The organism is Streptomyces odontotermitis, from assembly GCF_050510915.1.
Taxonomy (GTDB): Bacteria; Actinomycetota; Actinomycetes; order Streptomycetales; family Streptomycetaceae; genus Streptomyces.
Genome location: NZ_JBNJLS010000001.1, coordinates 365,589 through 392,000, shown reverse-complemented (window position 1 = coordinate 392,000; position 26,412 = coordinate 365,589). Strand labels below are relative to the sequence as shown.

The following is a 26,412-nucleotide window of genomic DNA, read 5'->3' as shown; positions in this document are numbered from 1 at the left end:
TTCGGGTCGGCGTTCGGACCGTCCCATTCGGCATCAGTCGTCGCAGCGTTTCAAAACGAGGCGGCGACACGTAACTCGAGGCGAGAGGCCTTCGACGTGGCAGCACCGCAGAACTACCTCGCAGTCATCAAAGTCATCGGTGTCGGCGGCGGTGGTGTCAATGCCATCAACCGGATGATCGAGGTCGGTCTCAAGGGCGTCGAGTTCATCGCCATCAACACCGACGCGCAAGCCCTGTTGATGAGCGACGCCGACGTCAAGCTCGACGTCGGCCGTGAACTCACCCGTGGACTCGGCGCGGGAGCCAACCCGGCCGTCGGCCGCAAGGCCGCCGAGGACCACCGCGAGGAGATCGAGGAGGTCCTCAAGGGGGCCGACATGGTCTTCGTCACCGCCGGCGAGGGCGGCGGCACCGGCACCGGCGGCGCCCCCGTGGTCGCCAACATCGCGCGCTCGCTCGGCGCCCTGACGATCGGTGTGGTCACCCGGCCGTTCACCTTCGAGGGCCGCCGCCGCGCGAACCAGGCCGAGGACGGCATCGCGGAGCTCCGCGAAGAGGTCGACACCCTCATCGTCATCCCCAATGACCGGCTCCTGTCCATCTCGGACCGCCAGGTCTCCGTCCTCGACGCCTTCAAGTCGGCGGACCAGGTGCTGCTCTCCGGTGTGCAGGGCATCACCGACCTCATCACCACGCCCGGCCTGATCAACCTCGACTTCGCCGACGTCAAGTCCGTGATGTCCGAGGCGGGTTCGGCGCTCATGGGCATCGGCTCGGCCCGCGGCGACGACCGCGCGGTGGCCGCGGCCGAGATGGCGATCTCCTCGCCGCTGCTCGAGGCGTCCATCGACGGCGCCCGCGGTGTGCTGCTCTCCATCTCCGGCGGCTCGGATCTCGGCCTCTTCGAGATCAACGAAGCGGCCCAACTGGTCAGCGAGGCCGCCCACCCCGAGGCCAACATCATCTTCGGTGCCGTCATCGACGATGCCCTGGGCGACGAGGTCCGGGTCACCGTCATCGCGGCGGGCTTCGACGGCGGACAGCCCCCGGCCAAGAGGGAAAACGTTCTGGGCTCGGCTTCCGCCAAGCGTGAGGAGCCCGCGACCCCGGCCCGGTCGACCGAGTCCCGCCCGGCCTTCGGCGGCCTCGGCAGCGTGACCCCGCGCGACGAGCCGCAGACCGCGGAGCCCGCCGAGCCGGCCCCGGCCCCGGTGAGCGAGGGCCCGTCCGCGCCGGTCTCCCCGCCGCAGGTCCCCCCGGCCCGTCCCTACCAGGACAGCCAGGCCGAGGAGCTGGACGTGCCGGACTTCCTGAAGTGATAGGTCAGCGCTCCGGAACGAGCACTGTGAGCGGCGCGCACTTCGCCTTCACCGACAGGTGGGGCGGGGTGAGCGCCGTTCCGTACGAGGAGCTCAATCTCGGCGGGGCGGTCGGGGACGACCCCGACGCGGTGCGCACCAACCGCGAGCTGGCCGCCAAGTCGCTGGGGATCGACGCGGCCCGGGTCGTCTGGATGAACCAGGTGCACGGGTCCGACGTCGCCGTGGTGGACGGGCCGTGGGGCGCCGCCGAGCAACTCCCCGCCGTCGACGCCGTGGTCACCGCCCGGCGCGGCCTCGCCCTCGCGGTCCTCACCGCCGACTGCACCCCCGTCCTCCTCGCCGACCCCGTCGCGGGCGTCGCGGGGGCTGCGCATGCGGGGCGGCCCGGCATGGTCGCCGGAGTGGTGCCCGCCGCGGTGGCCGCGATGGTGGAGCTCGGCGCCGATCCCGCGCGGATCGTGGCCCGCACCGGCCCCGCCGTGTGCGGCCGTTGCTATGAGGTGCCCGACGCGATGCGCGCCGAGGTCGCCGCCGTCGAGCCCGCGGCGTACGCCGAGACGAGCTGGGGCACGCCGGCGGTCGACGTGACGGCGGGGGTGCACGCTCAGCTGGAGCGGCTCGGGGTGCGCGACCGGGAGCAGTCCCCGGTGTGTACCCGGGAATCGGAAGACCACTTCTCGTACCGCCGCGACCGGACCACCGGTCGTCTCGCGGGCTATGTCTGGTTGGAGGGCACCCCCGGTGCCCTCGAGGCGACGGGGGACAGGGCATGACGGACCGTAAGTCTCAACTCGCCGGGAATCTGGCGGACGTCGAGAAGCGCATCGCCGCGGCCTGCGCGGAAGCGGGCCGCGAGCGGGACGAGGTGACCCTCATCGTGGTCACCAAGACGCACCCCGCGAGCGATGTGCGGATCCTGTCGGAACTCGGTGTGCGCCACGTCGCGGAGAACCGCGACCAGGACGCGGCACCGAAGGCCGCGGAGTGCTCGGATCTGCCCCTTACCTGGCACTTCGTGGGTCAGTTGCAGACCAACAAGGTCCGCTCCGTGGTCAGTTATGCCGATGCCGTGCAGTCCGTCGACCGTCCCAAGCTCGTCACAGCTCTGTCGGCGGCCGCGGTGCGCGCGGAGCGGGAGCTCGGCTGCTTCATCCAGGTCGCCCTCGACGCCGAGGAGGACGGGCGGGGGGACCGCGGGGGCGTAGGACCGGGCGGAATCGAAGAGTTGGCCGATCTCGTGGCCGGGGCGCCGGGGCTGCGGCTCGATGGTCTGATGACCGTCGCACCGCTCACGGGCCCTTACGAGGGGCGCCAACAGGCGGCGTTCGAGCGGTTGATGGATTTGTCGACTGCCCTGCGCGCGACTCATCCGGCTGCGAACATGGTCTCGGCAGGGATGAGTGCGGACCTCGAGGAGGCCGTTGCGGCCGGGGCGACACATGTGCGCGTCGGTACGGCGGTACTCGGAGTCCGACCCAGGCTCGGGTAACGTCGCCAAGAAGTCGGACCACAGCAGAAAATATGGTCATTCCCGCTGTTGGGGCGGGGACCTCGTGGATCGCGGGCAGTTGGTGACGACAGCCGATCCACCACAGAGCGGAGGACTCAGAGCATGGCCGGCGCGATGCGCAAGATGGCGGTCTACCTCGGCCTCGTGGAGGACGATGGGTACGACGGTCCGGGGTTCGACCCCGATGACGAGTTCGAACCCGAGCCGGAGCCCGAGCGGGACCGCAGGCGGCACGAGCCGCCGCATCAGTCGCACCAGTCCCGCCAGGCGCACACGCCCGAACGGGACGAATCGGTACGAGTGGTGCAGCCACCCGCCCCGAGGGAGCCGGTGTCCCGCTCCGCTTCGCTAGCCGCGGAATCCGGACGTCCGGCGCGAATCGCCCCCGTGGCATCCATCACACCTGAACGCCAGAGCCTGGAGAAGAACGCACCGGTGATCATGCCCAAGGTCGTGTCCGAGCGGGAGCCCTACCGCATCACCACGCTGCACCCCCGGACCTACAACGAGGCCCGTACCATCGGGGAACACTTCCGCGAAGGCACCCCGGTGATCATGAACTTGACGGAGATGGACGACACGGACGCGAAGCGACTTGTCGACTTTGCCGCCGGTCTGGTCTTCGGTCTGCATGGCAGCATTGAGCGAGTGACGCAGAAGGTGTTCCTGTTGTCGCCTGCTAACGTCGATGTCACGGCGGAGGACAAGGCCCGCATCGCAGAGGGCGGGTTCTTCAACCAGAGCTGAGACGCAAGTGCGGTAGACGCAGGTATCGGAAACGAAGCACGGGAACAGGGGAGAGGGAAACGCGGACATGAGCGTGGTCTTGCAGGTGCTCTACATCGCGCTGATGTGCTTCCTCATCGTGCTGATCTTCCGGCTGGTCATGGACTACGTCTTCCAGTTCGCCCGCTCATGGCAACCCGGCAAGGCGATGGTGGTCGTTTTGGAGGCCACCTACACTGTCACTGATCCACCGCTCAAGCTTCTGCGGCGGTTCATTCCGCCGCTGCGTCTCGGGGGCGTGGCGCTCGACCTGTCCTTCTTCGTACTGATGATCATCGTCTACATCCTGATCACCGTCGTCAGGTCGGTGTCTGTGTGAACGATACGGTCTTGCCGAATGCCGACGACTACGTTGAGGTGAAGAGATGCCGTTGACCCCCGAGGACGTGCGGAACAAGCAGTTCACGACCGTCCGCCTCCGAGAAGGCTATGACGAGGACGAGGTCGATGCCTTCCTCGATGAGGTCGAAGCCGAACTGACGCGCCTGCTCCGCGAGAACGAGGACCTGCGCGCCAAGCTGGCCGCGGCCACCCGAGCCGCCGCGCAGAACCAGCAGCAGGGCGGAATGCGCAAGCCGCCGGAGCCCCAGGACCAGCGTGGTCCCGGTGCCCCCGTGCCCGCCGCAATATCTGGCCCGCCGCAGCCGGTCCCGCCGCAGCAGCACCCGATGGGCGGCCCGCCGCAGCTGCCCGCCGGCCCCGGTGGCCATGGACCGCAGGGCGGTCCGCAGGGTCCCGGCCCGATGGGCCAGGGTCCGATGGGTGGCCCCATGGGCGGCCCGATGGGCGGTCACGGACCGCAGCTGCCGCAGCCCGGTCAGGGCCCCGGTGGCGACAGCGCCGCGCGCGTGCTCTCGCTCGCGCAGCAGACCGCCGACCAGGCGATCGCGGAGGCCCGTTCCGAGGCCAACAAGATCGTGGGCGAGGCCCGTTCGCGCGCCGAGGGCCTCGAGCGTGACGCCCGTGCCAAGGCCGACGCCCTGGAGCGGGACGCGCAGGAGAAGCACCGCGTCGCGATGGGCTCCCTGGAGTCCGCCCGCGCCACGCTGGAGCGCAAGGTCGAGGACCTGCGCGGCTTCGAGCGCGAGTACCGCACGCGTCTGAAGTCCTACCTGGAGTCGCAGCTGCGTCAGCTGGAGACGCAGGCGGACGACTCGCTGGCCCCGCCGCGGACCCCGGCGACCGCCTCGCTGCCGCCGTCCCCGGCGCCTTCGATGGCCCCGGCCGGTGCGGGTGCCCCGTCCTACGGCGGCAACCAGTCGATGGGCGGCAACAGCCAGCCCGCCGGCGGCCCGTCCTACGGCGGCCAGCAGCAGATGTCCCCGGCGATGACCCAGCCGATGGCGCCGGTGCGGCCGCAGGGCCAGCAGCCGATGCAGCAGGCCCCGTCGCCGATGCGTGGCTTCCTCATCGACGAGGACGACAACTGACGGGTGTGACCACGCCCTTGTAGGCGTCGGACATTCAGGGCCGGGCCCCCAGAGCTATCTGGGGGCCCGGCCCTTTTGTGCACCGTGTGTCTGTGTGCGGGAGCCGCGTGCGGCTGCAGAAACGTTCAGTTGTGCCCCGGTACGCAACGCCGAAGGCCCGTACCCACCAAGATCTTTGGCGGGTACGGGCCTTCGGCCTTGCTGAGCCCGGGAGTTACGCCTTGCGGAGGCGGAACGTCAGGGACAGGGACTCGTCCGTGAAGGTCTCGCCGTACGAGTCGTCGGCCTCGCCCTGGGCGAAGTCCGTGGCGAGGACCTCGTCCGCGATGAGCTCCGCGTGGTCGGCGAGCGCCGTGAGCACCGCCGGGTCCGTGGAGGTCCAGCGCAGCGCGATCCGGTCCGCGACGTCCAGGCCGCTGTTCTTGCGGGCCTCCTGGATCAGGCGGATCGCGTCACGGGCCAGGCCCGCGCGGCGCAGCTCCTCGGTGATCTCCAGGTCCAGGGCGACGGTCGCGCCGGAGTCGGACGCCACCGACCAGCCCTCGCGCGGGGTCTCCGTGATGATGACCTCCTCCGGGGAGAGCGTCACCGTCTCGCCGTCGACCTCGACCGAGGCCGTGCCCTCGCGCAGCGCCAGGGACAGCGCGGCGGCGTCGGCCTCCGCGATCGCCTTGGCGACGGCCTGGACGCCCTTGCCGAAACGGCGGCCCAGGGCACGGAAGTTGGCCTTCGCCGTCGTGTCGACCAGCGAGCCGCCGACCTCGGAGAGCGAGGCCAGCGAGGAGACGTTCAGCTCCTCGGTGATCTGGCTGTGCAGCTCGGGGCTGAGCGCCTCGAAGCCGGACACCGCGACCAGTGCGCGGGACAGCGGCTGGCGGGTCTTGACGCCCGACTCCGCGCGCGTGGCCCGGCCCAGCTCGACCAGGCGGCGCACCAGGACCATCTGCTTCGACAGCTCCGGGTCGATGGCGGACAGGTCCGCCTCCGGCCACGCGGACAGGTGGACCGACTCCGGGGCGCCCGGGGTCACCGGCACGATCAGGTCCTGCCAGACGCGCTCGGTGATGAACGGCGTCAGCGGGGCCATCAGCTTCGTGACGGTCTCGACGACCTCGTGCAGGGTGCGCAGCGCCGCCTTGTCGCCCTGCCAGAAGCGGCGGCGGGAGCGGCGCACGTACCAGTTGGAGAGGTTGTCGACGAAGACGGACAGGAGCTTGCCCGCGCGCTGGGTGTCGTAGCTCTCCAGGGCCTGGGTGACCTGGTCGGTGAGCGCGTGCAGCTCGCTGAGCAGCCAGCGGTCCAGGAGCGGGCGGTCGGCGGGCGCCGGGTCGGCCGCACTGGGGGCCCACTGTGACGTACGGGCGTACAGGGCCTGGAAGGCGACCGTGTTCCAGTACGTGAGGAGGGTCTTGCGGACGACCTCCTGGATGGTGCCGTGGCCCACGCGGCGTGCCGCCCACGGGGAGCCGCCCGCCGCCATGAACCAGCGCACCGCGTCGGCGCCGTGCTGGTCCATGAGCGGGATCGGCTGCAGGATGTTGCCCAGGTGCTTGGACATCTTGCGGCCGTCCTCGGCGAGGATGTGGCCGAGGCAGACCACGTTCTCGTACGACGACTTGTCGAAGACGAGCGTGCCCACCGCCATCAGCGTGTAGAACCAGCCGCGCGTCTGGTCGATGGCCTCTGAGATGAACTGCGCAGGGTAGCGGCTCTCGAAGAGCTCCTTGTTCTTGTACGGGTATCCCCACTGCGCGAACGGCATCGAACCCGAGTCGTACCAGGCGTCGATGACCTCCGGGACGCGGGTGGCCGTCTCCTGGCAGGTCGGGCAGGGGAAGGTGACCGCGTCGATGTACGGGCGGTGCGGGTCGAGCTCCGACTGGTCGGTGCCCGTGAGGTCGCCCAGCTCCGCGCGCGAGCCGACGCAGGTGAGGTGGTCGTTCTCGCAGCGCCAGATGGGCAGCGGGGTGCCCCAGTAGCGGTTGCGGGAGAGCGCCCAGTCGACGTTGTTGTTCAGCCAGTCGCCGAAGCGGCCGTGCTTGACCGAGTCCGGGAACCAGTTGGTCTTCTCGTTCTCCTGGAGGAGGCGGTCCTTGATGGCCGTGGTGCGGATGTACCAGGACGGCTGCGCGTAGTAGAGGAGCGCCGTGTGGCAGCGCCAGCAGTGCGGGTAGCTGTGCTCGTACGGGATGTGGCGGAAGAGGAGGCCGCGGTCCTTGAGGTCCTCGGTGAGCTTTTCGTCCGCCTTCTTGAAGAAGACGCCGCCGACGAGCGGGACGTCCTCCTCGAAGGTGCCGTCGGGGCGGACCGGGTTCACGACGGGGAGCCCGTACGCGCGGCAGACCTTGAGGTCGTCCTCACCGAAGGCGGGGGACTGGTGGACCAGGCCCGTACCGTCCTCGGTCGTCACGTAGTCGGCGTTGACCACGTAGTGCGCCTCGGCGGGGAACTCGACCAGCTCGAAGGGGCGCTGGTAGGTCCAGCGCTCCATCTCGGCGCCGGTGAAGGTCTGGCCCGTGGCCTCCCAGCCCTCGCCGAGGGCCTTCTCCAGGAGGGGCTCGGCGACGACGATCTTCTCCTGGCCGTCGGTGGCCACCACGTAGGTGACGTCCGGGTGCGCGGCGACCGCCGTGTTCGAGACCAGGGTCCAGGGCGTGGTCGTCCACACCAGGAGCGCCGCCTCGCCCGCGAGGGGGCCGCCGGTGAGCGGGAAGCGGACGTAGACGGAAGGGTCGACGACCGTCTCGTAGCCCTGAGCCAGCTCGTGGTCGGAGAGGCCGGTGCCGCAGCGGGGGCACCAGGGGGCGACGCGGTGGTCCTGGACCAGGAGGTCCTTGTTGAAGATCTCCTTCAGGGACCACCAGACCGAGTCCACGTACTCGGGGTTCATGGTGCGGTAGGCGTCGTCGAGGTCGACCCAGTAGCCCATGCGCGTCGTGAGGTCGGCGAAGGCGTCGGTGTGGCGGGTCACGGACTCGCGGCACTTGGCGTTGAACTCGGCGATGCCGTACGCCTCGATGTCCTTCTTGCCGCTGAAGCCGAGCTCCTTCTCGACCGCGAGCTCCACCGGGAGGCCGTGGCAGTCCCAGCCCGCCTTGCGGGCCACGTGGTAGCCGCGCATCGTGCGGAAGCGGGGGAAGACGTCCTTGAAGACGCGGGCCTCGATGTGGTGGGCGCCCGGCATGCCGTTGGCGGTGGGCGGGCCCTCGTAGAACACCCACTCGGGGCGGCCCTCGGACTGCTCCAAGCTCTTGGCAAAGATCTTCTGCTCGCGCCAGAAGTCGAGCACGGCGTGCTCGAGGGCGGGCAGGTCGACCTGGGCGGGCACCTGGCGGTACTGCGTCATCGATCTTCCTCCGGCGGACTGCTCTTCCGTCGGAGGGACGAGAGCCTCGGACGCCGTGTGCGGCGCGCTCCCGCGGTACCACCCTCCTTGGCCCTCCGGAGCGTCGTGTGCGCCGGTGAGCCCCCTCATTGGGGTCGCGATGCCGGGTCTACTGGCCTTGGCCCTCGGGCTGCGGCTTTCTTCCGGCGGCTCCGGGGTGATCTTCGCGTCGCGCTCGCCCCCGGGCTCACACCGTCCCCGGGTCGCTCTTGGCTGCGTACGCCGCTACTCGTCCCCATCCACGCTTCTCGCTCCGGCCAGTGTACGGCGCCCGGGGAGGGGTGGCCGACCGGTTTTTGCGTGGACCGCGTGCGGTGTGCGGCCAGGGGCGCGTACTGACCCGAATGGCCACTGGTGGGCCGCGCGGATCCCGGCACGGCCCGGTCGGCGGATTACCCGGCGGGGAGCTGGGCACAACGCATGAAGGCTCGTCCCGCGGCACCCGTGGGGCGGGCGAATCGGGCGGCGTGCCCCGTTGCCGCGGGCCTGGAGTCGATTTATCGTCCCAGCACGATTCGCGAGCAAGATCACAATATGTGAAGGGGCCGCGGCCATGGTGGCGAAGAAGACCGCCGTACAGCAGTCGGCGACCAGCAGATCCACAGGCACGGCCGGCGCGGGCGGGACGGCAGCGCCCAAGGACGTCAGCGGCAAGAAGAGCGTGGCGAAGGGCACCGCACACGACGCCAAGGACCAGCCGCGCAAGACGACGGCGAAGAAGGCCGCCGCCAAGAAGACGGCATCCGCCGCGAAGGAGGCGTCCGTCCACAAGGAGGCGTCCGGCGGGGGAGCGGCGTCCAAGGAGACAGCGGCGAAAAAGACCGTGGCCAAGAAGGCGGTGGCAAAGAAGGCGGCAGCCACGAAGACTGCCGCCACGAAGGATGTCGCCGCACCGGCCAAGAAGGCCGCTGCCAAGAAGACGGCCGCCAAGAAGGCGGCCGCTGAGGGGGAGGCGGGCACCGCGAAGGCCGCTCCGGCGAAGAAGGCGGCGGCGAAGAAGACGGCGGCCAAGAAGACCGCCGCCAAGAAGAGCACGGCGAAGAAGACGGCCGCAGCGGCGGCCGAGGGTGCGGCTGAGGCCGCGGAGACGACGGGAGCCACGACGGTGGTTGCGAAGAAGACTCCGGGCACGGCGACGGAAGCGAAGAAGCCGACCGCGGTGCCGAAGGCACGTGCTGTGGCGGCGGCGCCCGGTGAGCTCGCGGTCCGGCCCGGCGAGGACCCGTGGACCCCGGCGGAGGTCGCCGAGGCGCGGACGGAGCTGATGGCCGAGTCCATGCGGCTGCGGACCGAGATCGAGTCGTCCGAGAGCGCGCTCGCGGGGCTGATGCGTGACTCCGGTGACGGCGCGGGCGACGATCAGGCGGACACCGGCACGAAGAACATCACGCGCGAGCACGAGATGGCGCTCGCCGCGAACGCCCGGGAGATGCTGGAGCAGACCGAGCGCGCCCTGGAGCGGCTCGACGCGGGCACGTACGGCCTCTGCGAGAACTGCGGCAACCCGATCGGCAAGGCCCGGATGCAGGCGTTCCCGCGCGCGACGCTGTGCGTGGAGTGCAAGCAGAAGCAGGAACGCCGGTACTGAGGGCCTCCTGGACTGCTGGGGCCGTACGTGTGTGCCGTACTCTCGTCCTCAGTCAGGCACCTAGGTTGAGGGACTCACGTGGCAGAGGCGGAGCGCATCATCGGTACGCCGGATATCCCTGAGGCGGCTGGGGCCGAGCCGGAGCAGTCCGACTCCGGGACCGAGGAGGCCGCTGCCGGCCAGGGCGAGCAGCAGGCCGCGGCCGGAGAGCCCGAGCAGCGGCCCAAGGGCAAGCGGAAGATCGCCGTGCTGTTCGGGGTGGCCGTGTTCGCCTACCTCCTCGACCTGGTCAGCAAGATGGTCGTGGTCGCCAAGCTGGAGCACCACGAGGACATCGAGCTCATCGGTGACTGGCTGCGCCTGTCGGCGATCCGGAACGCGGGCGCGGCCTTCGGGGTCGGCGAAGCCTTCACCGTGATCTTCACCTGCATCGCGGCGGCCGTGATCATCGTGATCGCGCGGCTCGCCCGCAAGCTCTACAGCCTGCCCTGGGCGATCGCCCTCGGGCTGCTGCTCGGCGGCGCCCTCGGCAACCTCACCGACCGGCTCTTCCGGTCGCCCGGGGTCTTCGAGGGCGCGGTCGTCGACTTCATCGCCCCGAAGGGGTTCGCGGTCTTCAACCTGGCGGACTCGGCGATCGTGTGCGGCGGCATCCTGATCGTGCTGCTGTCGTTCCGCGGTCTGGACCCGGACGGGACCGTCCACAAGGACTGAGCTCCGGTGTGGGGTGTCGGTGGGCTCCTGCATACTCATGGGGTGAGCACGATTCCCGAGATCCGCACCCTGCCCGTACCGGACGGCCTGGAGGGCGAGCGCGTCGACGCCGCCATCTCCCGCATGTTCGGGTTCTCCCGTACGAAGGCCGCGGAGCTCGCGGCGGCGGGCAAGGTGCTGGTCGACGGCGCTGCCGTGGGCAAGTCCGAGCGGGTGCACGGCGGTGCCTGGCTCGAGGTGGAGATGCCGCAGGCGGCGCCGCCGGTCGAGATCGTCGCGGAGCCCGTCGAGGGCATGGAGATCGTGCATGACGACGACGACATCGTCGTGATCGTCAAGCCGGTCGGCGTGGCCGCGCACCCGAGCCCCGGCTGGACCGGGACGACCGTGATCGGCGGCCTCGCGGCGGCCGGGTACCGCATCTCGACCTCGGGGGCCGCCGAGCGACAGGGCATCGTGCACCGCCTGGACGTGGGGACGTCGGGCCTGATGGTGGTGGCCAAGTCCGAGCGGGCGTACACGTCGCTCAAGCGCCAGTTCAAGGAGCGCACGGTCGACAAGCGCTACAACGCGCTGGTGCAGGGCCACCCCGACCCCATGAGCGGCACCATCGACGCCCCCATCGGGCGGCACCCCAACCACGACTACAAGTGGGCGGTGACCGCCGAGGGCAAGCCGTCGGTCACGCACTACGACCTCATCGAGGCGTTCCGGGCGGCCAGCCTGCTCGACATCAAGCTGGAGACCGGGCGCACGCACCAGATCCGGGTCCACATGTCGGCCCATCGGCACCCCTGCGTGGGCGACCTGACGTACGGCGCGGACCCGACGCTCGCCAAGCGGCTCGGCCTCACCCGCCAGTGGCTGCACGCCGTCCGGCTCGGCTTCGAGCACCCCGGCGACGGCCAGTGGGTGGAGTTCGAGAGCGGCTATCCGGACGACCTCCAGAAGGCGCTCGACCGGGTGCGGGCGGAGAGCGCGTGAGCGCCCGCGGGGACGGCGTCAGCTGCCGGGTGGCGGCCGGGGCCGACGACCTCGAGGCGTGCTTCGGGGTGCGCAAGGAGGTCTTCGTCTCCGAGCAGGGCGTTCCTGAGGACCTGGAGTACGACGAGTACGACGCGGGGGCGACGCATGTGCTCGCGGTGCGCCAGGACGGCGTTCCGGTGGGCACGGGGCGGCTGTTGTCCGGCGCCGCGGCCGCCGTGAAGAACGGCGGGGACGTGAGCGTGGGTTCCCTGGGCCGTCTCGCCGTCACGCGCGCGGCCCGCGGCCTCGGGATCGGGGCCGCCCTCGTGACGGCCCTCGAGGAGGCGGCGCGCGAGCGGGGCCTGACCGCGGTGGACCTGCACGCGCAGACGCAGGCGATGGGGTTCTACGAGCGGCTCGGGTACGTGGCGTACGGGCCGGAGTTTCCCGATGCGGGGATGCCGCACCGTTCGATGCGGAAGACGCTTCGTTAGAGAGCCCCCTTCATGAGGGGGTTGCTCCCGGTTTGTCGGGATCGCATGGCAGGGTTGAGGTCTTGATCGTTCGAGACCGATACCGCCGGAGGGCACCCCGTGGATCAACTGGCGCTGCTGCTCGTCCTGTTGCTGGGGGCGGTGGTGACCGTGCCGCTGGGGGACCGGTTCGGGCTGCCCGCGCCCGTCCTGATGACCCTCGCCGGGGTCGGGATGGCCCTGCTGCCCTTCGTGCCCAATGTGGAGGTGCCGCCGGACTACATCCTTCCGCTGGTGCTTCCGCCGCTGCTCTACGCGTCCGTGCAGCGGACCTCGTGGCGGCAGTTCACGGCCAACTTCCGGCCGATCCTGCTGCTCGCCGTCGCGCTCGTGTTCGTGACCACGGCCGCTGTCGCCGCCGTGGCGGGCGCGATCGTGCCCGGCCTGCCGATCGCGGCCGCCGTGGCGCTCGGGGCGCTCGTCGCGCCGCCCGACCCGGTGGCGGCGACCGCCGTCGCGGGCCAGCTCGGGCTGCCGCGCCGGCTCGTGTCGATCCTCGAGGGCGAGGGGCTCTTCAACGACGTCACGGCGATCGTGCTCTACCACGTGGCCATCGCGGCGGCGATGAGCGGGACGTTCTCCTGGCCGGAGGCGGTGGGGCAGTTGGTGCTCTCCGCGGTGGTCGCCGTCGCCGTCGGGCTCGCCCTCGGCTGGCTCACCACCAAGCTGATGGGGCTGCTCGGCGACGCCACGCTGCAGACCGGTCTGACGCTGCTCGTGCCGTTCGCCAGCTATGTGCTCGCCGAGGAGCTGTACGGCTCCGGGGTGCTCGCCGTGCTGATGACCGCGCTGTACCTCGCGGAGAAGGCCGTCGACGCCGACGACGTGCTCGGGCGGATCACGGGACAGACGTTCTGGCAGATCGTGGACACCCTCGTGACCGGAGTCGCGTTCGGGCTCATCGGGCTCGAACTGCACAACGTCTTCGGGACGGCGGACGGCCGCGAGGCGCAGATGTTCGGCTGGGGCGCCGCGATCGTCGCGGTCGTGGTCGGCGTCCGGCTGCTGTGGCTGCTGCCCGCGACCTGGCTCGCCAAGCGGCTGCACAAGCTGCGCGACTACGACGAGGACATCCCGACGACCTGGCGCGAGACCGTCGTCATGTGGTGGTCGGGCATGCGCGGGGTGGCCTCCGTCGCGCTGGCCCTCGCCGTTCCGCTGCACACGGACGACGGCGATCCGTTCCCCGGCCGCAACGAGATCATCTTCATCGCCTTCTGCGTGATCATGGCGACCCTCGTGGCCCAGGGCCTCACCCTGCCCTGGCTGGTCAGGAAGCTCGGCGTGCGCGCCGACAGCGACGCCGAGCGGGCCCTGGAGCGCGAACTCGCGGTCCGCGCCGCCAAGGCCGCCAAGCGCCGCCTCAAGGAGATCGAAGAGGTCGAGGAGCTCCCCGAGGAGCTCTCCGAGCGGCTGCAGCGCGGCGCCTTCGACATCGGCGCCCGCATCAGCCCCGACATAGTGGACGAGGAGCGGCGCGAGCGGTACACGAAGCGGGTCACCCGCCTGAAGTCGATGCAGCGCATCCAGCGGGAGATGATGTCGGCCGCCCGCCACGAGGTGCTCGCCGCGCGCAGCGAGCCCGGCTCCAACCCGGAGGTCGTGGACCGGGTGCTGCACCAGCTCGACGTACGGAGTCTGCGCTGACCTCCCGTACGGGCGCAGGGGACGCGGGTACGGCCGGGTCAGCCGCGGCCGGTGCGCGGGGCCTCCGGTGACGGGGGCGTGCGGCGCGGCCTGCCGTCGCCGTCGGGGGAGGGCTCGGCCCAGCCGGTGATGACCTTCGGGAGCGCGTAGGGGTGGTGCTCGGCCACCCAGCGCACCAGCTGCTCGCGGACGGTGACCCGGACCGTCCAGATGTCGTCCGCGTCCTTGGCGGTGACCAGGGCGCGGACCTGGATGGTGTTGGGCGTCGTGTCCGTGACGGCCAGGCCCCAGTCCCGGCCGTCCCACGCGGCGCACTCGCGCAGGATGTCGTGGAGCTTCTCGCGCATCTCCGGTACGGGCGCCGAGTGGTCGAGCTGGAAGAAGACGGTGCCGGTCATCTGGGAGCCGCCGCGCGACCAGTTCTCGAAGGGCTTCGACGTGAAGTACGAGACCGGCATGGTGATGCGGCGCTCGTCCCACGTGCGCACGGTCAGGAAGGTCAGCGTGATCTCGTCGACGGTGCCCCACTCGCCGTCCACCACCACGGTGTCGCCGATCCGCACCATGTCGCCGAAGGCGATCTGAAGGCCGGCGAAGAGGTTGCTCAGGGTGGACTGGGCGGCGACACCGGCGACGATGCCGAGGATGCCGGCGGAGGCGAGCAGGGAGGCTCCGGCCGTCCGCATGGCCGGGAAGGTGAGCAGCATCGCGGCCGCGGCCACCACACCGATGATGGCGGAGACCACGCGCTGGATGAGCGTCACCTGCGTCCGCACCCGGCGGACCCGGGCCGGGTCGCGGTGTGCGGCGGCGTAGCGCGTGTACGACGTCTCGACGATGGCCGCGGCGATGCGCACGAACAGCCAGGCGAGGGAGCCGATGAGGGTGAGCGTGAGAGTCTGGCCGATCCCCGCCTCGTGGTCCTCGGCGATCTTCGCCTGGTCGTAGGAGCCACGCAGCAGGGCGGTGCACAGGACGAGTTGGAGGGGTAGTCGGCAGCGGCGCAGCAGGCCCCACAGGGGGGTGTCCCGGTGCCGCGCGTCGGCCCGGCGCAGTATGACGTCGGCCAACCAGCCGACGAACAGCGTGAGCACGACCGAGCCGCCGATCACGATCAACGGGCGCAGGACGTTCTCCATGCGTCCGAGGGTAGGGGGCGGGGATCCAAGTGGCACGATGGCCCCATGAACATCATGCTTTTCCATTCGACGTACGGCCTTCGGCCCGCGGTGCGCGCGGCGGCGGACCGGCTGCGCGCCGCGGGCCACGAGGTGTGGACCCCGGACCTCTTCGACGGGCGGACCGTCGAGACCGTCGAGGAAGGCAGGGACCTCCGGGACGAGATCGGCAAGGACGAGCTCCTGAAGCGGGCGATCCTGGCCGCCGCCCCCCACTCCGAGCGCGGGCTCGTCTACGCGGGCTTCTCGCTCGGCGCCGCGATCGCGCAGACCCTCGCGCTCGGCGACGCCAAGGCGCGCGGGCTGCTGCTCCTGCACGGCACGTCGGACATCTCCGAGGGCGTGACGGTGGACGAGCTGCCGGTGCAGCTGCACGTCGCCGAGCCCGACCCGTTCGAGCCGGACGACTGGCTGAGCGCCTGGTACCTGCAGATGGGCCGCACCGGGGCCGACGTCGAGGTCTACCGCTACGCGGGCGCGGGCCACCTCTACACCGACCCGGACCTGCCCGACTACGACGAGGAGGCCGCCGAGGCCACCTGGCGGGTGGCGCTCGGCTTCCTTGAGTCCCTCTAGCGCGTACGCGGATCAGCGCACCGGGGCGTCCGCCCGCTCGACCTTCTGCGTGCCGCTGAGCGTGCGGTACGAACGGGCCCACTCGGACGTCGCGTTCGGGTCGCTCTTGTCGGACAGGACGTAGTAGTCCATCTGCGAGCGCTCGGCGGTGACGTCCAGGACGCCGTAGCCGTGCGAGTCCATGTCCAGCCACTTCACATGGCGGTTGGCGGCCTTGACGGCGGCCACGGCGACCAGTGAGACGGTGTGCGGGGCGACGTGCAGCATGTCGTCGACGTTGTCGGACGTCATGGACGTGACCACGAACTCCGTCGCCGCGGACGGTGACAGGGGGTACGTCGCCGCCTTCGTGGGCACGTCGTTGGCCCAGGCCATGTGGATGTCGCCGGTCAGGAAGACCGCGTTCTTGACGCCCTTGTCGTGCAGGTGGCCGAGGAGCTCCTTGCGGTCGTCGGTGTAGCCGTCCCACTGGTCGGTGTTGATGGCCAGGCCCTCCTTGGGCAGGCCGAGCAACTCCGCGAGGGGGCCGAGGAGATGGGCCGGCACGGAGCCGAAGGCGACCGGCGAGATCATCACCGAGGTGCCGATCAGCTTCCACGTCGCGTCCGAGGAGGCCAGGCCCGCCTTCAGCCAGTCCAGCTGGGCGCGGCCGGTGATCGTGCGTTCCGGGTCGTCGACCTTGCCGCTGCCGGTGCTCGCCTGCTCGGAGCGGAACGAGCGCAGGTCGAGCAGGTGCAGATCGGCGAGCCTGCCGAAGCGGAGGCGGCGGTAGACGGTGCCCGCGATCGAGGGGCGCACCGGCATCCACTCGAAGTACGCCTGCTTGGCGGCGGCCATGCGCTGCGCCCAGGGGCCCTCGCTCTCCGGCGTGTGGTTCTCGGCGCCGCCCGGCCAGGCGTTGTCGGCGAACTCGTGGTCGTCCCAGATGGCGATCAACGGGTGTGCGGCGTGGACCAGTTGGGCGTCGGCGTCGGTCTTGTGGGCGCCGTGCCGGGTGCGGTAGTCGGCGAGGGTGATGATCTCGTGCGTGGGCTGGTGCTGCCGGACGCCGTACTTGGCCTCCGGGTACTCGCCCGCCTTGTACTCGTAGAGGTAGTCGCCGATGTGCAGGACCGCGTCGAGGTCGGTGCGGGCCGCGAGGTGGCGGTACGCGGAGAAGTAGCCGGCCTCCCAGTTGGAGCAGGAGACCACGCCGAAGCGGAGGCCGGGGGCGGTCGCTTCGTGGGCGGGGGCGGTGCGGGTGCGGCCCACCGGAGAGCGCGTATCGCCCGAGGAGAAGCGGTAGTAATAGTCGGTCGCCGGGCGCAGGCCCCTTACGTCGGCCTTGACGGTGTGGTCGCTCGCGGCCCGCGCGGTGGTGCTGCCCCGGCCGACGACGCGGCGGAAGCCCTTGTCCTCCGCGATCTCCCAACTCACCTTGGTGTCCCGGCCCTTGCCCGAGCCGGGCACCGCCTCGGGGCTGGGCGTGACCCGCGTCCACAGGAGCACGCCGTCGGGCAGGGGGTCGCCGGAGGCCACTCCGTGGTGGAAGGCGGGGCCCTCGGCGGCGTGGGCCAGGGGGCTCGCGGCGAGCGGGGCGCCGAGCGCGGCGGTGGCGGCCGCGGCCTTCACGACCGTACGGCGGCGCGGCGTCGATGAGTTGCTCTGGGTGCTGCTGCTTCTACTGGTCACGGGCGATCACCATACTGACCAGTAATGACCAAGAGCGGGCGACCCCGAAAGGTTCGCCCGCTCTTTCCCTGAGTGACGCTCACATATGGAGCGTTATGGGGTGATTCAGCCCTTGATGGCCGCGTCGACCGCCTTGTTGAAGTCGGCCACCGACAGCGGCGGGTTCTTCCCGTCCGCGCCCTTGAGCTCCTTGCCGTTCAGGACGAAGCCCGGGGTGGAGTCGATCTTGTCCTTGTTGCTGTCGAACGACTTCGACATCTCCAGGGCCCAGCGGTCGTACGTGCCGTCCTTGAGGTCCTTCTTGAAGGTCGCGCTCTTCTTGAGGGCGGGCACCTGGTTCGCGATCTCCTGCAGGTACGAGTCGTCCTTGAACTTGTCGTCCTGCTCGTTGGGGTGGTACTTCGCCGAGTAGAGGGCCTTCTTGTAGTCGAGGAAGGCGTCCTGGCTCACGTTCAGGGCGGCGCCGAGGGCGCTGAGGGCGTTGCGGGAGCCCTCGCCCGGGATGTTGCGGTCCAGGAAGGTGGCGCCGATGAACTGGATCTTGTACTTGCCCTTGTCGAGGTCCTTCTCGACGGTCGGGCCGACGGTCTGCTCGAAGCCGGCGCAGACGGGGCAGCGCGGGTCCTCGTAGACCTTGAGGGTCTGCTTGGCGCTCGCCTTGCCGAGGATGACGGTGGTGCCCTTGTCGCCGGAGGTGTGGGCGGGGCGGACCAGCTTGTCGTCCTTGGCGGCGTCCCAGCCGCTGGGCTTGTTGGACTGCATGACGCCGTAGCCGACGCCGCCCGCTATCGCGAGGACCGCGACGATGGAGGCGCCGACGATGGCGGTCCGCTTGCGCTTCTCGCGCCTGCGCTCGGCCTCCTGCTGGGCCTTGATCCGCTCGCGGGCCGCCGACTTCGCCGCCTGGCTGTTGCGCTTACTCATGATCGTTTTCTCCGTGTGGGTGACATACGTGGGGGGTGGTGCGTGCTCAGGCGAATACGGCCGAGCACGGCGGCCCACGCCGCCCCACGAAATGCACCAGCCACCGCGTACGCACGACCCGCGCGCGGGTCGCGGGTCGCGGCAGCCTGAGCGGCCGCTCAGGGCGCAGCGCCACCGCGGCGACCGCGAGCAGCAGCGGCCGGAAGGTGGCCGCGGCCACCGCCCGCACCAGCTGGGCCAGGGCCTGCTCGCCCCGCCGCAGCCAGGCCGCGGCGAGCAGCCCCACCGCGATGTGCGCGCCGAGCAGCAGCCAGGCGGCCCCCGCGTCGGTGTCGGCGAGCAGGGCGGCGGAGCGGTGTCCGTCGCCGCCGCCCGCCATGCGCGCCAGGGGAGTGCCGAAGGCGGCGTTGCCGCACAGCACGTCCACGCCGAAGGAGCGCAGCGGGCCCGCGACCGGGCCGCCCGCCTCGCCGTAACAGACGTGCTGCCCGGTCGTGAAGACCGTGTCGGCGGCCAGCTCCAGGGGGATCACCAGGGCGGCGATCCGGCCGAAGCCGCGCTCCCGGCCCGCCAGCAGATACGCGAGGGCGAACACGGCGACGGCGATCGGGGCGACCGTGGTGAGCGGCAGCGGGGCCCTGGACAGCAGGACGTGCGACGCGGCGGAGAGCGTCACGACCAGCGTCGTGAACAGCGCCGCGCGCACGGCCCTGAGCTGAGTCCCGGATATGTCCATCGCAGGGGAGTGTCCCATGCACGCAGGTAGGGGTCCCCTAAAGGGTCCCTATGAGTTACGCAACGGACTACAGACCCGGAATCCGACCGTTACGGAACAGGTCGACGAAGATCTGGTGGTCCTCGCGCGCGCGAGCGCCGTAGCTGTGCGCGAAGTCCACGAGGAGGTCCGCGAAGCCGTCCTCGTCGGCGGCGATCGCGGCGTCGATGGCGCGCTCCGTGGAGAACGGCACCAGGGACTCGCCGGACTGGTCGTCCGCCGCCGCGTGCATCGTGGCCGTCGCCCGGCCCAGGTCGGCGACCACCGCGGAGATCTCCTCCAGGTCGTCGATGTCCGACCAGTCCAGGTCCACCGCGTACGGGGACACCTCGGCGACCAGCTGGCCGGCGCCGTCCAGCTCCGTCCAGCCGAGCCATGGGTCGGCGTGCGCCTGGAGCGCGCGCTGGGAGATGACCGTGCGGTGGCCCTCGTGCTGGAAGTAGCCGCGCACCGCCGGGTCCGTGATGTGCCGGGAGACGGCCGGGGTCTGGGCCTGCTTCATGTAGATCACGACATCGTTCTCCAGGGCGTCGCTGTTGCCCTCCAGGAGGATGTTGTACGAGGGCAGGCCCGCCGAGCCGATGCCGATGCCGCGGCGGCCCACGACGTCCTTCACGCGGTACGAGTCGGGGCGGGTGAGGCTCGACTCGGGCAGCGTCTCCAGGTAGCCGTCGAACGCCGCGAGGACCTTGTAGCGGGTGGCCGCGTCCAGCTCGATGGAGCCGCCGCCGGAGGCGAAGCGGCGCTCGAAGTCGCGGATCTCCGTCATCGAGTCCAGGAGGGCGAAGCGGGTCAGGGAGCGGGCGTCGCGCAGCGCGTCCAGGAGGGGGCCCTGGGCGGTGTCCAGGGTGAAGGGCGGGACCTCGTCGCTCTTCGCGCCCGTGGCGAGGTCGTGGACGCGCTCGCGGTACGCCGCCGCGTAGACCCGGACGAGGCCGGCGATCTGGTCGTCGCTCAGCGCCTTGGAGTAGCCGATCAGGGCCACGGAGGCGGCGAAGCGCTTCAGGTCCCAGGTGAACGGGCCGACGTACGCCTCGTCGAAGTCGTTCACATTGAAGATCAGGCGGCCCTGGGCGTCCATGTACGTGCCGAAGTTCTCCGCGTGCAGGTCGCCGTGGATCCACACCCGGCCCGTGCGGTCGTCCAGGTACGGGCCGCCGTGCTGCTCGCGCTCCAGGTCGGCGTAGAAGAGGCAGGCCGTGCCGCGGTAGAACGCGAAGGCCGAGGCGGCCATCTTCCGGAACTTCACCCGGAACGCCGCCGGGTCGGCGGCAAGCAGCTCGCCGAACGCGGTGTCGAAGACGGAGAGGATCTGCTCGCCGCGCTGCTCAGCGGTGGGCTGCGGGACCGACATCGCTGGGTGCCTCCTGGTGCATGACATTTGGGACAGGTGTTCCGCCCCTTCCAACGCACGACCGTACCCGCGAGTGCCCAGCGGCTGTCAGTCGCGAGTCGTAGACTTCCACGCTGTCCCCCCAGACTGTCCGCAGCCTGTCATCGACCGTTTCTGTTGGAGGCCACAGCCGTGTCAAAGCCGCCGTTCACGCACCTGCACGTCCACACCCAGTACTCGCTGCTGGACGGTGCCGCGCGGCTCAAGGACATGTTCAAGGCATGCAACGAGATGGGCATGACCCACATCGCCATGTCCGACCACGGCAACCTCCACGGGGCGTACGACTTCTTCCACTCGGCGCAGAAGGCGGGCGTCACGCCGATCATCGGCATCGAGGCGTACGTGGCCCCGGAGTCGCGGCGCAACAAGCGGAAGATCCAGTGGGGCCAGCCCCACCAGAAGCGGGACGACGTGTCCGGTTCGGGTGGTTACACGCACAAGACGATCTGGGCGGCGAACAAGACCGGGCTGCACAACCTGTTCAAGCTGTCCTCGGACGCGTACGCCGAGGGCTGGCTGCAGAAGTGGCCGCGCATGGACAAGGAGACCATCTCCCAGTGGAGCGAGGGGCTCATCGCCTCCACCGGCTGCCCCTCGGGCGAGCTCCAGACCCGGCTGCGCCTCGGCCAGTTCGACGAGGCCCTGAAGGCCGCCTCGGAGTACCAGGACATCTTCGGCAAGGACCGGTACTTCCTGGAGCTGATGGACCACGGCATCGAGATCGAACGCCGGGTCCGCGACGGCCTGTTGGAGATCGGCAAGAAGCTCGGCATCCCGCCCCTGGTGACGAACGACTCGCACTACACGTATGCCCACGAGTCGACGGCCCACGACGCCCTGCTCTGCATCCAGACCGGCAAGAACCTCTCCGACCCGGACCGCTTCCGCTTCGACGGCACCGGCTACTACCTGAAGTCCACGGACGAGATGTACGCCATCGACTCCTCGGACGCCTGGCAGGAGGGCTGCCGCAACACCCTCCTGGTGGCCGAACAGATCGACACCACCGGCATGTTCGAGAAGCGCGATCTGATGCCGAAGTTCGACATCCCGGAGGAGGGCTACACCAACGTCACGTGGTTCAAGGAGGAAGTGCGCCGCGGCATGAACCGCCGCTTCCCGAACGGGATCCCGGAGGACCGCCAGAAGCAGGCGGACTACGAGATGGACATCATCATCCAGATGGGGTTCCCGGGGTACTTCCTCGTCGTCGCCGACTTCATCATGTGGGCCAAGAACAACGGCATCGCGGTGGGCCCCGGCCGAGGTTCCGCGGCCGGTTCGATCGTCGCGTACGCCATGGGCATCACCGACCTCGACCCGATCGAGCACGGACTGATCTTCGAGCGGTTCCTCAACCCCGAGCGCGTCTCCATGCCCGACGTCGACATCGACTTCGACGAGCGCAGGCGCGTCGAAGTGATCAGGTACGTGACGGAGAAGTACGGCGCCGACAAGGTCGCCATGATCGGCACGTACGGAAAGATCAAGGCGAAGAACGCCATCAAGGACTCCGCGCGCGTCCTCGGCTACCCGTACGCGATGGGCGACCGCCTCACCAAGGCCATGCCCGCCGACGTCCTCGGCAAGGGCATCGACCTCGACGGCATCACCAATCCCCAGCACCCGCGCTATTCGGAGGCGGGCGAGATCCGGGGGATGTACGAGAACGAGCCGGACGTGAAGAAGGTCATCGACACCGCCAAGGGCGTCGAGGGCCTGGTCCGGCAGATGGGCGTGCACGCCGCCGGCGTGATCATGTCCAGCGAGCCGATCATCGAGCACGCCCCGATCTGGGTGCGGCACACGGACGGCGTGACGATCACGCAGTGGGACTACCCGCAGTGCGAGTCGCTCGGTCTGATCAAGATGGACTTCCTGGGCCTCAGGAACCTCACGATCATGGACGACGCCGTGAAGATGGTGGAGGCCAACAAGAACATCAAGCTGGAGATGCTCGAGGTCCCGCTGGACGACCCGAAGACGTACGAACTGCTCTGCCGCGGTGACACGCTCGGCGTCTTCCAGTTCGACGGCGGCCCGATGCGCTCGCTGCTGCGCCAGATGCAGCCCGACAACTTCGAGGACATTTCCGCCGTTTCGGCCCTCTACCGGCCGGGCCCGATGGGCATGAACTCGCACACGAACTACGCGGAGCGCAAGAACGGCCGCCAGGAGATCACACCGATCCACAAGGAGCTCGAAGAGCCCCTCAAGGAGACGCTGGGCCTCACCTACGGCCTCATCGTGTACCAGGAGCAGGTGCAGAAGGCCGCGCAGATCGTCGCCGGCTACTCGCTCGGCGAAGCCGACATCCTGCGCCGCGTGATGGGCAAGAAGAAGCCCGAGGAACTGGCGAAGAACTTCACCATCTTCCAGGGCGGCGCCCGGAAGAACGGCTTCAGCGACGAGGCCATCCAGGCCCTCTGGGACGTCCTGGTCCCCTTCGCCGGATACGCCTTCAACAAGGCGCACTCCTCCGCGTACGGCCTGGTCACCTACTGGACCGCCTACCTGAAGGCGAACTACCCGGCCGAGTACATGGCCGCGCTGCTCACCTCGGTCAAGGACGACAAGGACAAGTCGGCGGTCTATCTGAACGAGTGCCGCCGCATGGGCATCAAGGTCCTCCCGCCGAACGTGAACGAGTCGGTGCACAACTTCGCCGCCCAGGGCGACGACGTGATCCTCTTCGGCCTGGAGGCCGTGCGCAACGTCGGTACGAACGTGGTCGAGTCGATCATCCGGTCCCGCAAGGCGAAGGGGAAGTTCGCCTCCTTCCCGGACTACCTCGACAAGGTCGAGGCGGCCGCCTGCAACAAGCGCACCACCGAATCGCTCATCAAGGCGGGCGCGTTCGACACCATGGGGCACACCCGCAAGGGCCTGACCGCGCAGTACGAGCCGATGATCGACAACGTGGTCGCGGTCAAGCGCAAGGAGGCGGAGGGCCAGTTCGACCTCTTCGGCGGGATGGGCGACGAGTCGGGCGGCGACGAGCCGGGCTTCGGGCTCGACGTCGAGTTCACCGACGAGGAGTGGGACAAGACCTATCTGCTCGCCCAGGAGCGGGAGATGCTCGGCCTGTACGTCTCCGACCACCCGCTCTTCGGTCTGGAGCACGTCCTGTCGGACAAGGCCGACGCGGGCATCGGGCAGCTCACCGGCGGCGACTTCTCCGACGGCGCGGTCGTGACCATCGGCGGCATCATCTCCGGCCTCCAGCGCAAGATGACCAAGCAGGGCAACGCCTGGGCGATCGCGACCGTCGAGGACCTCGCGGGCTCCATCGAGTGCATGTTCTTCCCGGCGACGTACCAGCTCGTCTCGACCCAACTCGTCGAGGACGCCGTGGTGTTCGTGAAGGGCCGCCTCGACAAGCGCGAGGACGTGCCCCGGCTCGTCGCGATGGAGATGCAGGTCCCCGACCTGTCGAACGCGGGCACCAACGCGCCCGTGGTGATCACCATTCCGACGGTCAAGGTCAGCCCGCCGATGATCACCCGCCTCGGCGAGGTCCTCAGCCACCACCGGGGCAACAGCGAGGTCCGGATCAAGCTCCAGGGCGCGCAGAAGACCACGGTGCTGCGGCTCGACCGGCACCGGGTGAAGCCGGATCCGGCGCTCTTCGGCGACCTGAAGGTGCTGCTCGGCCCGTCGTGTCTGGCCGGGTGACCCAGCCCAGGGGGCGGCTCAAGGGCCCGTAAAGCACGGCAAAGAAGGGCTTTACTTACTTAAAGCGGACATCTCGCGGAGTAAGGTGCACCATGCATCTAGAAGATGCATGGTGCATCTAGTTTTTCGTGTGAGGGATGAGTTTCATGACGAACGCCGCCGCCGTCGACAAGGCCGTATTTCTGCTCAGGGAGGCGCACCAGTCCCCGTGGACGGCGCAGAGTTCCCTCAAGTCCTACTTCCCGGGCATGGAGTTGAACGAGCGGGTGTCGCACGTGCGGCTCGCCTACGAGGTGATCCAGGGCGGCCGCAAGGTGGTGCGGCCGCGCGTCTCCGAGATGCAGGATCCGCGGTCGTTCATGGTCGCCCACGAGCGGCACGGATTCGGCGAGTAGGGCGCGCGCGGGCCGTACGCGCGAAGGGGCACCCCCGGAGTCCGGGGGTGCCCCTTCGTCGTGCCTGGGGTGGATCACGTGCGGATCAATACCCCTGCCGGTGGCGTCAGTTGTGGCCAAAGCGGCGCTGGTGCTTACGGGCGACGTCCGCCGGGGAACCCTGGGCCTGCGACTCCATCGCCGACTGGGCTTCCGTCGCGGAGGACTTGGCCTGCTCCGCCGCCTGCTCCGCCGAGGACGCGCGATTCTGCTGTCCGCCCTGCTTGCGGTTCTTGTTCTTGGCCATGGTGATCTTCCTCCTGAGGGGGATCTGGGGGCCAGGATGCGACCAGATTCACATAGGGCGACAAGCTGCGCATTTTGGAGAATTACCGTGCGTGATATGGGCAGCGCGCGGCGTTGACAAGGGGGGCGTTCAGCCGAAGTTGCCGATACGCCACGCCGAAGATCGAGTTCGGGCCGTTAAGCCCCGCCAGGTCGGGCAGACTCGAAGGAAACCCGAAGCGTCCCGCAAGTGATCCCGGCGTTCCTTCACGGATTCCTGGCGGTCGCCCGGGGGTTCAGATGTTCCAAGATCTCAAGACCTCGGTACTTTCAGTTACTTCCTTCCGTTACTTCCAGGGAATATCCAGGGAAAGAGGGTGGATCGCGTGGACCGCTGCATCGTCCTGGTGGACGCCGGCTATCTGCTGGGGGCCGCCGCGAGTCTGCTCGCGGGAGAGCCGTCCCGGTCCCGGATCACCGTTGATCACACGGCCCTCATCCAGGGCCTGCGCGACCGCGCCGAATCGGACACCGAGCGCCCCCTGCTGCGCATCTACTGGTTCGACGGCGCCCCCGACCGCGTACCGCAGCCGGAGCACCGCAGGCTGCGGGTCATGCCCCGGGTCACCGTCCGGCTCGGCGCCCTGACCCGCAGCGACGGCCGCTGGGCACAGAAGGGGGTGGACGCCGCGATGCACGCCGAGCTCACCGAGCTCGCCCGCAACCGCGCCTGCTCCGACGTCGTGCTCGTCACCGGGGACGGCGATCTGCTGCCCGGCATGATGGCCGCCAAGGAGCACGGCGTCGCCGTCCACCTGTGGGCCGTGCAGGCCGCGGACGGCGACTACAACCAGTCCGAGGACCTGGTCGCGGAGGCCGACGAGCGCCGCGTCCTGGACCGCACCTGGATCACCAAGGCCGTCCGCGCCAAGGAGCTCGGCGGGGTCTGCGCCGCGCCGCCCGTGCCGCGCCCCGAGATCGCCGCGATCCTCTCGGCGCCGCTGCCCGAGTCCGCGCTCGCCGCTGCCGCCGCCCCGTCCGCCGACGAGGCCCAGGCGGCCCCGCACACCGAGCCCGCACCCGGCGGGGCCAACGGCACCGGAGAGCGCATCCCCGCCGCGAAGGGCGTCCCCACCCCCAAGGACCTCGCCGCCCTGCGCGGCCCCGGCACACCCGTCGGCAAGGAGCACACCAACGCGACGCTGCGCTGGTCCTCCGACAAGGGCTGGGTCGAGCGTCCCCCCGGCGCCGCCGAGGGGCCCGAGGCCGCCGCGCTGCCGACCCTCGCCCAGCTCACCACCGCCGAGCAGCGGTGGGCCGACCGCGAGGAGGACATCACCACGGTGGGCGGCGACCCCTACGAGGTGGGCCAGGTCTTCGCCCGCCGCTGGATGGCGCGCCTGCCCGAGCAGCACAACCTCCAGAAGCTGTCGACGATGTACCCGCGCATCCCGCACCGCATCGACGGCGAGCTGCTGCGGTACGCCGCGCGCTTCGGACTGCTCGCCCACAAGGACGACCAGATCGACGAGCACGACCGGTACGCGATCCGGGCGGGCTTCTGGCGGGAGATCGACGTCCGTACCGCGGCGGAGCACGCTCCCGCGGGGGACTGAGTCGTGGGGCGCACTCCGTGCTCCTGCCCGGCTTGGGGGAGGGGCGCCGTCCGGGGCTGC

22 protein-coding genes are annotated in these 26,412 nt (G+C 70.0%); 15 read left to right on the top strand and 7 right to left on the bottom strand.

Going from position 1 to position 26,412, the window contains the following annotated elements:
• The first annotated feature begins 96 nt into the window (after nt 1-96).
• The 6 genes from ftsZ (at nt 97) to ACQB60_RS01820 (ending at nt 5,049) form a co-directional block, all read left to right on the top strand.
• Complete coding sequence (ftsZ, locus tag ACQB60_RS01845; protein ID WP_496924012.1) at nt 97-1,320, top strand: cell division protein FtsZ; 1,224 nt, start codon at nt 97-99, stop codon at nt 1,318-1,320.
• A complete protein-coding gene (gene pgeF / locus ACQB60_RS01840; protein WP_496924011.1) occupies nt 1,317-2,096 on the top strand; it encodes a peptidoglycan editing factor PgeF in 780 nt (259 codons plus the stop codon). The genes ftsZ and pgeF overlap by 4 nt, the downstream gene beginning before the upstream one ends.
• Nucleotides 2,093-2,812 (top strand): YggS family pyridoxal phosphate-dependent enzyme, encoded by a 720-nt coding sequence (locus ACQB60_RS01835; RefSeq protein WP_496924010.1) that lies wholly within the window; start codon nt 2,093-2,095, stop codon nt 2,810-2,812. Before pgeF ends, ACQB60_RS01835 begins: the two co-directional genes overlap by 4 nt.
• A gap of 123 nt (nt 2,813-2,935) precedes the next feature.
• Nucleotides 2,936-3,580: a cell division protein SepF gene (locus ACQB60_RS01830; protein ID WP_384842103.1), complete on the top strand. Its 645-nt coding sequence runs from the start codon at nt 2,936-2,938 to the stop codon at nt 3,578-3,580.
• Nucleotides 3,581-3,647: 67 nt separating this feature from the next.
• Nucleotides 3,648-3,938: a YggT family protein gene (locus ACQB60_RS01825; protein WP_030783884.1), complete on the top strand. Its 291-nt coding sequence runs from the start codon at nt 3,648-3,650 to the stop codon at nt 3,936-3,938.
• A gap of 46 nt (nt 3,939-3,984) precedes the next feature.
• Entirely contained in the window at nt 3,985-5,049 is a 1,065-nt protein-coding gene (locus ACQB60_RS01820) for a DivIVA domain-containing protein (protein ID WP_496924009.1), read from the top strand.
• Nucleotides 5,050-5,263: 214 nt separating this feature from the next.
• On the opposite strand, the gene ileS is transcribed toward ACQB60_RS01820, so the two are convergent.
• A complete protein-coding gene (gene ileS / locus ACQB60_RS01815) occupies nt 5,264-8,395 on the bottom strand; it encodes an isoleucine--tRNA ligase (RefSeq protein WP_496924008.1) in 3,132 nt (1,043 codons plus the stop codon).
• Nucleotides 8,396-8,987: 592 nt separating this feature from the next.
• On the opposite strand from ileS, the gene ACQB60_RS01810 reads away from it, so the two are divergent.
• The 5 genes from ACQB60_RS01810 (at nt 8,988) to ACQB60_RS01790 (ending at nt 13,882) form a co-directional block, all read left to right on the top strand.
• Complete coding sequence (locus tag ACQB60_RS01810) at nt 8,988-10,022, top strand: TraR/DksA family transcriptional regulator (protein WP_496924007.1); 1,035 nt, start codon at nt 8,988-8,990, stop codon at nt 10,020-10,022.
• A gap of 78 nt (nt 10,023-10,100) precedes the next feature.
• On the top strand, nt 10,101-10,736 hold the full coding sequence (gene lspA / locus ACQB60_RS01805) for a signal peptidase II (RefSeq protein WP_496924006.1): 636 nt from the start codon (nt 10,101-10,103) through the stop codon (nt 10,734-10,736).
• Between the two features lie 42 nt (nt 10,737-10,778).
• Complete coding sequence (locus tag ACQB60_RS01800) at nt 10,779-11,720, top strand: RluA family pseudouridine synthase (protein ID WP_496924005.1); 942 nt, start codon at nt 10,779-10,781, stop codon at nt 11,718-11,720.
• Nucleotides 11,717-12,196 (top strand): GNAT family N-acetyltransferase, encoded by a 480-nt coding sequence (locus ACQB60_RS01795; protein ID WP_496924004.1) that lies wholly within the window; start codon nt 11,717-11,719, stop codon nt 12,194-12,196. The genes ACQB60_RS01800 and ACQB60_RS01795 overlap by 4 nt, the downstream gene beginning before the upstream one ends.
• A 99-nt stretch (nt 12,197-12,295) precedes the next feature.
• On the top strand, nt 12,296-13,882 hold the full coding sequence (locus ACQB60_RS01790) for a Na+/H+ antiporter (RefSeq protein ID WP_496924003.1): 1,587 nt from the start codon (nt 12,296-12,298) through the stop codon (nt 13,880-13,882).
• Nucleotides 13,883-13,920: 38 nt separating this feature from the next.
• On the opposite strand, the gene ACQB60_RS01785 is transcribed toward ACQB60_RS01790, so the two are convergent.
• Nucleotides 13,921-15,021 carry a mechanosensitive ion channel family protein gene (locus tag ACQB60_RS01785; protein ID WP_496924002.1) on the bottom strand — a complete coding sequence of 367 codons (1,101 nt, stop codon included), beginning with the start codon at nt 15,019-15,021 and terminating at the stop codon, nt 13,921-13,923.
• A 45-nt stretch (nt 15,022-15,066) separates the two neighbouring features.
• Here ACQB60_RS01785 and ACQB60_RS01780 point away from each other — a divergent pair, with 45 nt between their 5' ends.
• Nucleotides 15,067-15,636 carry a dienelactone hydrolase family protein gene (locus ACQB60_RS01780; protein ID WP_496924001.1) on the top strand — a complete coding sequence of 190 codons (570 nt, stop codon included), beginning with the start codon at nt 15,067-15,069 and terminating at the stop codon, nt 15,634-15,636.
• Nucleotides 15,637-15,648: 12 nt separating this feature from the next.
• On the opposite strand, the gene ACQB60_RS01775 is transcribed toward ACQB60_RS01780, so the two are convergent.
• From ACQB60_RS01775 to ACQB60_RS01760, 4 genes are all read right to left on the bottom strand, one after another.
• Complete coding sequence (locus ACQB60_RS01775; RefSeq protein WP_496924000.1) at nt 15,649-17,307, bottom strand: alkaline phosphatase D family protein; 1,659 nt, start codon at nt 17,305-17,307, stop codon at nt 15,649-15,651.
• A gap of 105 nt (nt 17,308-17,412) precedes the next feature.
• Nucleotides 17,413-18,231 (bottom strand): thioredoxin domain-containing protein, encoded by an 819-nt coding sequence (locus ACQB60_RS01770; protein ID WP_496923999.1) that lies wholly within the window; start codon nt 18,229-18,231, stop codon nt 17,413-17,415.
• Between the two features lie 46 nt (nt 18,232-18,277).
• On the bottom strand, nt 18,278-18,967 hold the full coding sequence (locus tag ACQB60_RS01765) for a hypothetical protein (RefSeq protein ID WP_384842142.1): 690 nt from the start codon (nt 18,965-18,967) through the stop codon (nt 18,278-18,280).
• 67 nt (nt 18,968-19,034) lie between these two features.
• Complete coding sequence (locus tag ACQB60_RS01760; protein WP_496923998.1) at nt 19,035-20,360, bottom strand: DUF2252 domain-containing protein; 1,326 nt, start codon at nt 20,358-20,360, stop codon at nt 19,035-19,037.
• Between the two features lie 171 nt (nt 20,361-20,531).
• Here ACQB60_RS01760 and dnaE point away from each other — a divergent pair, with 171 nt between their 5' ends.
• Together dnaE and ACQB60_RS01750 are read left to right on the top strand one after the other, a co-directional pair.
• The gene (gene dnaE / locus ACQB60_RS01755) at nt 20,532-24,077 is read left to right on the top strand and encodes a DNA polymerase III subunit alpha (protein WP_496923997.1); all 3,546 of its coding nucleotides are present in this window, start codon (nt 20,532-20,534) and stop codon (nt 24,075-24,077) included.
• A gap of 146 nt (nt 24,078-24,223) precedes the next feature.
• A complete protein-coding gene (locus ACQB60_RS01750) occupies nt 24,224-24,472 on the top strand; it encodes a hypothetical protein (protein WP_496923996.1) in 249 nt (82 codons plus the stop codon).
• A gap of 106 nt (nt 24,473-24,578) precedes the next feature.
• Here the strand turns inward: ACQB60_RS01750 and ACQB60_RS01745 are convergent, their stop codons facing one another.
• Nucleotides 24,579-24,758 (bottom strand): hypothetical protein, encoded by a 180-nt coding sequence (locus tag ACQB60_RS01745; protein WP_384842153.1) that lies wholly within the window; start codon nt 24,756-24,758, stop codon nt 24,579-24,581.
• A 364-nt stretch (nt 24,759-25,122) separates the two neighbouring features.
• Here ACQB60_RS01745 and ACQB60_RS01740 point away from each other — a divergent pair, with 364 nt between their 5' ends.
• Nucleotides 25,123-26,352: an NYN domain-containing protein gene (locus tag ACQB60_RS01740; RefSeq protein ID WP_496923995.1), complete on the top strand. Its 1,230-nt coding sequence runs from the start codon at nt 25,123-25,125 to the stop codon at nt 26,350-26,352.
• Nucleotides 26,353-26,412: the final 60 nt, after the last annotated feature.